This window comes from Microbacterium umsixpiens (genome assembly GCF_053543675.1).
The window spans coordinates 1-7,764 of the sequence record NZ_JBLVOH010000088.1 but is presented as its reverse complement, the minus strand read 5'-3'; the positions used below and the strand labels follow the sequence as shown (position 1 = coordinate 7,764).

14 protein-coding genes and 1 tRNA gene are annotated in these 7,764 nt (G+C 69.7%); 5 read left to right on the top strand and 10 right to left on the bottom strand.

What is annotated here, in order from left to right; all coding sequences use genetic code 11:
• The first annotated feature begins 79 nt into the window (after nt 1-79).
• Nucleotides 80-742, top strand: a complete 663-nt coding sequence (locus ACNPM4_RS09040; RefSeq protein WP_448985450.1) for a response regulator — start codon at nt 80-82, stop codon at nt 740-742.
• A gap of 19 nt (nt 743-761) precedes the next feature.
• Here ACNPM4_RS09040 and ACNPM4_RS09035 read toward each other — a convergent pair whose 3' ends face one another.
• The 3 genes from ACNPM4_RS09035 to ACNPM4_RS09025 all read right to left on the bottom strand — a co-directional run bounded on the left by ACNPM4_RS09035 (nt 762) and on the right by ACNPM4_RS09025 (nt 1,811).
• Nucleotides 762-896 (bottom strand): hypothetical protein, encoded by a 135-nt coding sequence (locus tag ACNPM4_RS09035; RefSeq protein ID WP_269319690.1) that lies wholly within the window; start codon nt 894-896, stop codon nt 762-764.
• A 119-nt stretch (nt 897-1,015) separates the two neighbouring features.
• Nucleotides 1,016-1,369 carry a cupin domain-containing protein gene (locus ACNPM4_RS09030; RefSeq protein ID WP_448985448.1) on the bottom strand — a complete coding sequence of 118 codons (354 nt, stop codon included), beginning with the start codon at nt 1,367-1,369 and terminating at the stop codon, nt 1,016-1,018.
• A gap of 22 nt (nt 1,370-1,391) precedes the next feature.
• The gene (locus ACNPM4_RS09025) at nt 1,392-1,811 is read right to left on the bottom strand and encodes a rhodanese-like domain-containing protein (protein ID WP_448985447.1); all 420 of its coding nucleotides are present in this window, start codon (nt 1,809-1,811) and stop codon (nt 1,392-1,394) included.
• 93 nt (nt 1,812-1,904) lie between these two features.
• Between ACNPM4_RS09025 and ACNPM4_RS09020 the strand changes: the two genes are divergently transcribed.
• A complete protein-coding gene (locus ACNPM4_RS09020; protein WP_029262414.1) occupies nt 1,905-2,363 on the top strand; it encodes an Lrp/AsnC family transcriptional regulator in 459 nt (152 codons plus the stop codon).
• Between the two features lie 94 nt (nt 2,364-2,457).
• Here ACNPM4_RS09020 and ACNPM4_RS09015 read toward each other — a convergent pair.
• Nucleotides 2,458-2,548, bottom strand: a tRNA-Ser gene (locus tag ACNPM4_RS09015).
• Between the two features lie 51 nt (nt 2,549-2,599).
• Nucleotides 2,600-3,646: a hypothetical protein gene (locus ACNPM4_RS09010; RefSeq protein ID WP_448985446.1), complete on the bottom strand. Its 1,047-nt coding sequence runs from the start codon at nt 3,644-3,646 to the stop codon at nt 2,600-2,602.
• A 142-nt stretch (nt 3,647-3,788) separates the two neighbouring features.
• Between ACNPM4_RS09010 and ACNPM4_RS09005 the strand changes: the two genes are divergently transcribed.
• The 3 genes from ACNPM4_RS09005 to ACNPM4_RS08995 are packed head-to-tail and all read left to right on the top strand — an operon-like array spanning nt 3,789 to nt 5,511.
• A complete protein-coding gene (locus ACNPM4_RS09005; protein WP_029262416.1) occupies nt 3,789-4,565 on the top strand; it encodes a hypothetical protein in 777 nt (258 codons plus the stop codon).
• Nucleotides 4,566-4,603: 38 nt separating this feature from the next.
• Nucleotides 4,604-5,080 (top strand): MogA/MoaB family molybdenum cofactor biosynthesis protein, encoded by a 477-nt coding sequence (locus ACNPM4_RS09000; protein ID WP_448985445.1) that lies wholly within the window; start codon nt 4,604-4,606, stop codon nt 5,078-5,080.
• Complete coding sequence (locus ACNPM4_RS08995; RefSeq protein ID WP_448985444.1) at nt 5,077-5,511, top strand: molybdenum cofactor biosynthesis protein MoaE; 435 nt, start codon at nt 5,077-5,079, stop codon at nt 5,509-5,511. Before ACNPM4_RS09000 ends, ACNPM4_RS08995 begins: the two co-directional genes overlap by 4 nt.
• 3 nt (nt 5,512-5,514) lie before the next feature.
• On the opposite strand, the gene ACNPM4_RS08990 is transcribed toward ACNPM4_RS08995, so the two are convergent.
• The 5 genes from ACNPM4_RS08990 to ACNPM4_RS08970 all read right to left on the bottom strand — a co-directional run.
• Nucleotides 5,515-5,748 (bottom strand): MoaD/ThiS family protein, encoded by a 234-nt coding sequence (locus ACNPM4_RS08990; RefSeq protein ID WP_400857702.1) that lies wholly within the window; start codon nt 5,746-5,748, stop codon nt 5,515-5,517.
• Nucleotides 5,748-6,029: a DUF6457 domain-containing protein gene (locus tag ACNPM4_RS08985; RefSeq protein ID WP_036303578.1), complete on the bottom strand. Its 282-nt coding sequence runs from the start codon at nt 6,027-6,029 to the stop codon at nt 5,748-5,750. Before ACNPM4_RS08985 ends, ACNPM4_RS08990 begins: the two co-directional genes overlap by 1 nt.
• A complete protein-coding gene (gene mobA, locus ACNPM4_RS08980) occupies nt 6,026-6,634 on the bottom strand; it encodes a molybdenum cofactor guanylyltransferase (protein ID WP_448985443.1) in 609 nt (202 codons plus the stop codon). Before mobA ends, ACNPM4_RS08985 begins: the two co-directional genes overlap by 4 nt.
• On the bottom strand, nt 6,631-7,104 hold the full coding sequence (moaC, locus tag ACNPM4_RS08975) for a cyclic pyranopterin monophosphate synthase MoaC (RefSeq protein WP_448985442.1): 474 nt from the start codon (nt 7,102-7,104) through the stop codon (nt 6,631-6,633). Before moaC ends, mobA begins: the two co-directional genes overlap by 4 nt.
• On the bottom strand, nt 7,101-7,764 hold a 664-nt coding region (locus ACNPM4_RS08970), incomplete at its 5' end, for a molybdopterin-binding protein (protein WP_448985441.1). The genes ACNPM4_RS08970 and moaC, both read right to left, overlap by 4 nt.

The window sequence follows — 7,764 nt, the reverse complement described above, 5'->3', positions numbered from 1 at the left end:
CGAGCGGACGACTCCCCACCGGCGGGTGGCGAACGACCGCGACCCTGCACCTCGACGACGAAAGCCGAGCCGATCCCTCATGACTCCGCCACCGATCCGCGTCCTGGTCGTCGACGACCAGCCCCTCGTGCGCATGGGCAACGCGCTCGTGCTCGACAGTGCCGACGACATCGACGTCATCGCCGAAGTTGGCAGCGGCGAAGAGGCCGTCGCCCTGGCAGCGGAGCTGCGCCCCGACGTCGTGCTCATGGACGTGCGCATGCCCGGCATCGGTGGCATCGAAGCCACCCGACGGATCACGACCGAAGACTCCCGCATCAAGGTCATCGTCTTCACGACCTTCGACATCGACGAGTACGCCTTCGGCGGGCTCCATGCAGGTGCGAGTGCGTTCCTCCTCAAGAGCGCCACGCCCGAAACACTCACCGCGGCCGTGCGCACCGTTGCCGCGGGTGACAGCGTCGTCGAACCGCGCATCACGACCCAACTCATCGACCACTACGTGGAGCGCGACGCGACTCCGGTCACCGGCAGCCCGCCCTCACCCCTCGACCGTCTCACTCCTCGCGAGTACGACGTCTTCCTCGCGATCGCCACGGGGCTCTCGAATCCGGAGATCAGTGCGCGACTGCACCTCACTCCGGCGACGGTGAAGACCCACGTCAACCGCGTCTTCGCCAAGCTTTACCTCAGAGATCGCGTCCACGCGGTCATCCTCGCGTACAAGCTCGAGGTGCTGTGAGACCCTTTTCCGGCTGAATCTACGACTCCTGATCAGGATCCACGACGGCACTCGCCTCGAGCTCGCGAAGGCGTTTCAGCTGCGCCCACGGCCAGAAGGCGATCCACGCGATCGAGACGATCGAGGCCCCCATGATCATCGAAGCGATATCCATACGATCCACGCTACGAAACCGGATGCTCGCGAGCATCCCCCGAGCGACGGACTTGAGGCCCTGGGTTCCTGCCAACCCGCGACGGCATGGATACGTCAGGCTGCCCAGCGGCAGATGCCTCACACCGCGTCGACGGGCCGTCTGTCTCCTCGAGTGTTCGGCGTGCTGATCACAAGGAATCGTGTCTCCGTGTTCCCCGGGTTGAAGAACCGATGCGTGAGTCCGGGCGGGATATCGACGCCCTGTCTGGGGGCGAGTTCCACGACCCCCTCGGCCGTCTGCATCTGAGGCATTCCATCGAGCACGTAGAAGAACTGCGTGGCGGTGTCGTGCACATGCCACTCTTCGCCGGCACCGGCCGGCACTCGCTCCTCGATCACGGACAGTCCAGGACTGTCGAGCAATCGCCACCCATCGGAGACCTCGCCCCACACATAGTGATCAGCGTTCGAGACGTCGACGGGTTCGCGCATCTTCCGATCCTCGCAGACACGCTCAGGCGACGGGGGCGGTCAACGGATCGGGCTCGAGCCGGCCGCGGCCGTTGTCGCTGACGGTGGACAGGCCCTCACGGGCCCAGTACTCGAAACCGCCGATGAGCTCACGCACGTTCGAGTAGCCGAGGGTTGCCAGAGTGAGCGCTCCGCGCGTGCTCCCGTTGCAGCCCGGACCCCAGCAGTAGACGACGATCGGAACGCCCTTGTCGGGGGCGAAATCAGCGATGCGCCCCTCGAGTTCCGCGTTCGGGATGTGCACCGCGCCGGGGATGCGACCCTGGCTCCAGGATGCGGCCGACCGGGTGTCGATGACGAGCGGTGCGGTACCGGCCGCGCGGTCGGCTGCGAGGTCGGAGGGGTCGATCTCGAAGGCGAGTTTGGCGGCGAAGAAGTCGGCCGCGGAGAGGGAGAGGGTCATGGATCAATCGAAACATCCAGGCCGCGGCAGGTGAAGGGAGGTTCGACGGCGTATGCCCGTCGCGACGCCGTTTCCAACGGTAGAGTTCGTCGTATGCCCGCGAATTCACGGTTGGATCTGGATAAGACCGACCATGCCATCATCGCGACGTTGCAGGACGATGGACGGATGAGTGTCGCGCAGCTCGCGCGGGCAGTTGCCCTCTCGCCCAGTGCGACCGCGGACCGCTTGCGCCGCCTCACCGACGCTGGTGTCATCACCGGCTACTCCATCACGGTGGACCCCGAAGCGCTCGGCTACACGATCACGGCATTCGTACGGCTCGCCTATCCCTCAGGTAACTACAAGCCGTTCCACGACCTCGTCGACAATCTCCCCGAGATCGTCGAGGCTCACCATGTCACGGGCGCCGACTGCTTCATCATCAAGGTCCTCGCCCGATCGATGCGAGACCTGGAGCGCATCACCGGCAGTCTCGCCACACTCGGCGGCGTGACGACCAATGTCGTCTACTCCAGCCCGGTTCCCTCGCGGCATATCATCCCCGCATAATTGGCGCCCGATTCACGGGCCCCGGCGCGTGGGTCGGGCACGTGACGAAGGCCCCGCTTCCCAGTGTTTCCAAGGGGAGTCGGGGCCTTCGTGGTGGCGGTGACGGTGGGATTTGAACCCACGGTAGGGGGTTACCCTACACAACTTTTCGAGAGTTGCACCTTCGGCCGCTCGGACACGTCACCGCGGAATAGCTTACGCGACGCGGGGCGAGCGCGCGAATCGAGCGATGCGGGTCACCAGGCGGCGGCGACCTCGGCGTGGGTGCGTAGGATGACGTCGGTCGAGCCGGCGGGTGCGCGGCCGATGCCGCACTCGGTCGCGACGCCGAACTCGGCCGCATACGGAGTGGCTGCGGCGATGCGGCGCGCGGCCCCTTCCGCGCCGTCCTCCCGGTGCACGAGCCCGAGGTACAGCTCGTTCACGGGCGCGAGGTCGGCGAGCGGCGCGAAGTAGGCGGCATCGTCGTGAGCGATCGGCACGGGCAGGTGCAGCCACGTGAGCGGGCGGGCGGATGCCGCGGCCACGGCGTTCGCGTAGCGGACGAGGTTCGCGGCATCGGTCGGCTCGAAGAAGTGCTTCTCCCCCGCGTCGCCGTAGCAGAGGTGCACGCCGACCTCGACGTCTGCGGGCACGGCGTCGACCAGGGCGGCGAGGCGCGAGACCAGACCGTCGAACGGGTCGCCGGGCCACCACGCCTCCATCACCGCGCCGTAGCCGGCCGCGCGTTCGATGATGCCCATCTCGCTGGCGACGTCCCATTGCACCGCGAGGTCGTCGTGCGGGATCGCCGCGAGGATCTCATCGAGTTCACGGAGGATCGCGGCGGTGTAGACGGGTTCGATCGCGGCCCGGTCGTCGCCGTGGAAGAACGAGGAGATCACGGCCAGCGGGGTCGGCAGCGACACCTGGAATCGGATGCCGGCGGGCACTGCTCCCTCGGCGCGGAGGCGCGCGAACACGGCGTACGACTCGATCGCGGCGGCGGCGTAGCCGAGCGGCGGCAGGGCGATGCTCGCGGCATCCACTCCCTCGGCGATGCGCAGGCCGCGTGCGTCGATCCCCGCGGGGAACGGGATGGGCTCGTCGCCGATGCGCTCGATGCCGTCGGCCCGGCCGATCACGTCGGGCTGGAACATGATCCAGTGGAATCGCTTGCCCACCTCGCCGTCCGGGATGCGGCGAAGCCGGTCGCCGAGCAGCTCCGCCGCCGTGCGCATCGTGGTCTCGGCGTCGTCGAAGTTCACACTGCCCACGAGGAGGGCGCCCTGCGGCTGAGTCATGCCCTCAGAATATCGGCGCGCAGGACCGGCACCCTCGCGCTTTTGCACGGCAGCATCCCCCCGCGAGAGCACGCGAACCGGGTTAGGATTGCCTAAGAACCCGCCGCCTGTGGGGGCAGCGATGACGGGAAGGGTACTCATCATGGGCTTCATCACGTCCGAGGCACTGGCCGAGACGGGCTACGTCGTCCTCGACGACCACACGTCGGCCGCCGATCCGGCCGAATGGCTCGATCTGGAGTACGTCGGGTGGCGCTCCTCGGGAATCACGCGCTTCGCCCCGCTCACCAGCTACGCAGGCGACGTCGACTGCAACGGCTTCTGGAACCACACCCCGCCGCGGGCCGACAAAGACGGCGTCTGGGTCGAGTCGCAGATCGCGATCGCCCCCACGCTCCAGCGCCGGGCACAGGAGCCGGGCGCCGGCATCGGCCGCTGCCGCGTGATCGAGCTGCAGCCCAACGAGTACGCCGACGCGATCTACAACCTGCATCAGGACGACAACAACCGCCTCAACGAAGAGGGAACCGGGTGGGTGGTCCGCGGGTTCTTCAACCTCTCGGACGACACCGAGTCGATGCTGATCCTGCGCTCAGACCGCTTCGACCCGGCCACCGAGATCCGCCTGCCGCTGCGCGCGGGCTCGCGCATCATCGTCGACACCCAGCGCTTCTGGCACGCGGTCTGGCACCGCGGCACCGCCCCGCGCTACGCCCTCATCACGTCGTGGACGAGCGGACCCGAGCTCGACGCGTACATCGCCGCGAACCACGGCGACCCGCATCCGCCGACCGTCGACCTCGACCCGCAGTTCGTCGACGACGCGCAGGTCGAGCTGCACCGCCGAATCGAGGAGCGCCGCCGCGCCTTCGAAGCACAGGGCATCGTGATGGAACCGCCCGTCGACATGAGCGTCTGACCGCTCGTGTCCGGAACGCCCGACGCTACCCTCGGCTCATGACCTCCGCCGCCGTGCTCACCGTGTCCGACCGCGGTGCGGCCGGCACCCGCGCCGACACCGCCGGTCCCCTCGCCGTCGCCGCACTCCGCGACGCGGGGTTCGACTGCGCCGATCCTGTGATCATCCCCGACGGAGCGGATGCCGTCGAGCAGGCGCTGCGCGGACTCCTCGCCCGCGGTCTGCGGCTCATCGTCACCACCGGCGGCACCGGCATCGCCGCGCGCGACGAGACCCCCGAGGGCACCGCGCGCGTGCTCGAGCGACAGCTTCCGGGAATCCCGGAGGAGCTGCGGCGGCAGGGGGCCACGAAGTTCCCCGCCGCGCTGCTCAGCCGCGGCCTCGCCGGCACCGCTCACGGCGCGCTGATCGTGAACCTCCCCGGTTCGCCCGGCGGTGTCGCCGACGGCATGCCGGTCATCCTGTCGGTCGCGGAGCACGTGATCGCCCAGCTCGACGGAGAGGACCACCGATGACCGTCACCCTTGCCGCGATCAGCGACACGGCCCTGTCTCTCGATGCGCACCTCGCCGCGGTGGACGACGCCCGCGCGGGTGCGGTCACGACGTTCCTCGGACGCGTCCGCGACCACGACCCGGATGCCGCCGGCGAGGTCGTCGCCCTCGAGTACTCCTCGCACCCGGATGCCGAGCGCATCCTTCGCGACCTCGCCGAACGCGCCGTCGCCGCAGGTGTCAGCGGAGAGGCGATCGTCGCCGTGAGCCACCGCATCGGCCGCCTGCCCGTCGGCTCGGCCGCTGTCGTCGTCGCGGTCGCCGCCGCACATCGCGACGAGGCGTTCGTGGTGTGCCGCGAGATCATCGAGGCCATCAAGCGCGAGCTCCCGATCTGGAAGCGTCAGGTCGAGGCCGACGGCACCACCGCCTGGAAGGGCATCGGAGGCTGAGCCTCAGCCTCCGGCGAACGGAGGCAGCACGTCGACGGTCCCCACCCCCGCCAATGCGAAGTCGTCGTCCACCCTGGCGCCGTCCACGAGCAGCGCACAGCGGTCGAGGATCGCTCCGAGTGCCGGATGCGCGTCCACCAGCTCGGCCCGCAGCGCGCCGAGGGTCACCGCATCCGTGGGCTCATTCGCCCGCCCCGCCGCATCCTCCGCTGCCGCGAAGTACCGCACCGTCGCCATCAGCTCTGCTCCTGCGCCGCATGCGCGTTCGCGAGCTCGACGATCGCGGCCACCGCCGCGCGCACGTCGTCGGGTGAGCCGCCCGCACGTCCGGCGACCAGGCCGGCGACGAAGGCACTGAACGGCGCAGCCGGGCGCGCGACCCCGTTCGCGACGTCTCGGGCGAGGTCGAGGATCAGCCCGACCGGCACATCCTCCTCACCCAGGTCGAATCGTTCGCGCAGCTCGGCTGCCCAGGCGTCGAGCGCCTCCGGAGGAAGAGTGCGGCTGTTCTCGGTCATGGCGTCTCCTCGAATTCCTGTCGTGCACGAGCCAGATCGGCGGGCACGTCGATGTCAGCGGTGATGCCCTCCTGGTCGACGATCCACTCGATGGCGAGGCCACCGAGGAGTGCGTGGACCGAGGCATTGCGGTCGGTCTCGATCACGTCGAGCGCGCCGCGGACCGATGCCGTGCGATACAGGCCGGCCAGCCACTGCGGCTGCCCGTCTGCAGAGAACACGACACCGTCGACGGATGCCGCTGCCCCCGCATCATCGGCGCGGTGGGAGAGCAAGCCGTGCACGACCGCATCCGGTCGCGCGAGGTCCCCGGCGATGATCAGCACCCTCTCCGCCGGCATCCGCGCGAGTCCCGCAGCGATCCCCGCCACCGGGCCGCCGAGCGGCGGCTCCTCCCGCGTCCAAAGCACGTCGGCCGACTCCTCGAGCACCGGCCCGACCGCCACGATCGGGCCCACGCCCGCATCGACCAGCGCCTCCACGGTGCGAGTCAGCAGCGATCGCCCCTCCAGCGTGAGAAGAGGCTTGGCGATGCCGCCCATCCGACGCCCCTCGCCGCCGACGAGCAGCACGGCGCCGACCCCGGCGTGCGACGACGTGGTCACTCCCCGGGCCTCCGCCAGGACCCGCTGCGCCCACCCTCCTTGGCGACGATGCGCACGTTCTCGATCGTCACTGCGCGATCCACACCCTTGATCATGTCGACGACGGCGAGAGCGGCGACCGAGACGGCGGTGAGCGCCTCCATCTCGACCCCGGTGCGGTCGGCCGTGCGCACGGTCGCGCTGATCCGGATCCCCGCGTCTTCGATGTCGAGGTCGACGACCGCGCCGTGCACGCCGATGACATGCGCGAGCGGCAGCAGTTCCGGCGTGCGCTTGGCCGCCTGGATGCCGGCGATGCGCGCCACCGCGAGCACATCACCCTTGGGCACGGTGCCGTCACGGAGCAGTGCCACCGTCTCCGGCGCGCAGCGCACGAAGCCCGCGGCGGTCGCGGCCCGCACGGTCGGCTGCTTCTCGGTCACGTCGACCATGCGTGCGTGGCCGGCCGAATCCAGGTGGGTGAAGGTCATGACAGCTCCAGCACGTCGATGAGGTCGCCGACCTCGACCTGTTCGGTCTCGGCGGCGACGATGGCATAGGCGGTGGCCGCCCCGAGGCCGACCGCGAGGTGCGAGCCGGATCCCCCGCGGGTCGCCGGATGCACGCGGCCCTCCGCGTCGATCACGGCGGGCAGATACTGACGCCGCCCGGGAGGGGTGCGCCACCCGGTGCCCGCGGCGAGACGCCGGAGCGGGCGATGGATCTCCCGACGGCCCTGCAGACGCAGCAGCGCGGGACGCACCAGCACCTCGAACGAGACGGCCACGCTCACCGGATTGCCGGGCAGCCCGAACAGCAGCATGCCCTCAGCCGTCGCCCCGAACCCCTGGGGCTTGCCCGGCTGCATCGCGACCTTCACGAACTCCATCGCGTCACTCAGACCCTGCCGCACCGGCTCGTATGCGCCGGCGCTCACACCCCCGGAGAAGATCACGGCATCGAGCCCGAGTGCGCTCGCACGCGCCACAGCGTCGGCCGGGCCGGCACCATCGTCGCCGACGACCTCGCGGAACACGACCTCGGCGCCAGCCTCGACCACGAGCCCGGCGAGCAGCAGCCCGTTCGACTCGGGAATCTGCCCTCGGGCCAGAGGTTCTCCCGGAGGAACGAGCTCGGCACCGGTCGAGACG

Excerpts from the sequence above, each read along its gene's own strand:
- ACNPM4_RS09005 (WP_029262416.1), top strand. The coding sequence starts at position 3,789 with ATGGGCTTCATCACGTCCGAGGCACTGGCCGAGACGGGCTACGTCGTC.
- ACNPM4_RS09035 (WP_269319690.1), bottom strand. The coding sequence starts at position 896 with ATGGATATCGCTTCGATGATCATGGGGGCCTCGATCGTCTCGATCGCG.
- ACNPM4_RS09025 (WP_448985447.1), bottom strand. The coding sequence starts at position 1,811 with ATGACCCTCTCCCTCTCCGCGGCCGACTTCTTCGCCGCCAAACTCGCC.
- ACNPM4_RS08995 (WP_448985444.1), top strand. The coding sequence starts at position 5,077 with ATGACCGTCACCCTTGCCGCGATCAGCGACACGGCCCTGTCTCTCGAT.
- moaC (WP_448985442.1), bottom strand. The coding sequence starts at position 7,104 with ATGACCTTCACCCACCTGGATTCGGCCGGCCACGCACGCATGGTCGAC.
- ACNPM4_RS09000 (WP_448985445.1), top strand. The coding sequence starts at position 4,604 with ATGACCTCCGCCGCCGTGCTCACCGTGTCCGACCGCGGTGCGGCCGGC.
- ACNPM4_RS09040 (WP_448985450.1), top strand. The coding sequence starts at position 80 with ATGACTCCGCCACCGATCCGCGTCCTGGTCGTCGACGACCAGCCCCTC.
- ACNPM4_RS08990 (WP_400857702.1), bottom strand. The coding sequence starts at position 5,748 with ATGGCGACGGTGCGGTACTTCGCGGCAGCGGAGGATGCGGCGGGGCGG.
- ACNPM4_RS08985 (WP_036303578.1), bottom strand. The coding sequence starts at position 6,029 with ATGACCGAGAACAGCCGCACTCTTCCTCCGGAGGCGCTCGACGCCTGG.
- ACNPM4_RS09030 (WP_448985448.1), bottom strand. The coding sequence starts at position 1,369 with ATGCGCGAACCCGTCGACGTCTCGAACGCTGATCACTATGTGTGGGGC.
- ACNPM4_RS09010 (WP_448985446.1), bottom strand. The coding sequence starts at position 3,646 with ATGACTCAGCCGCAGGGCGCCCTCCTCGTGGGCAGTGTGAACTTCGAC.
- ACNPM4_RS09020 (WP_029262414.1), top strand. The coding sequence starts at position 1,905 with ATGCCCGCGAATTCACGGTTGGATCTGGATAAGACCGACCATGCCATC.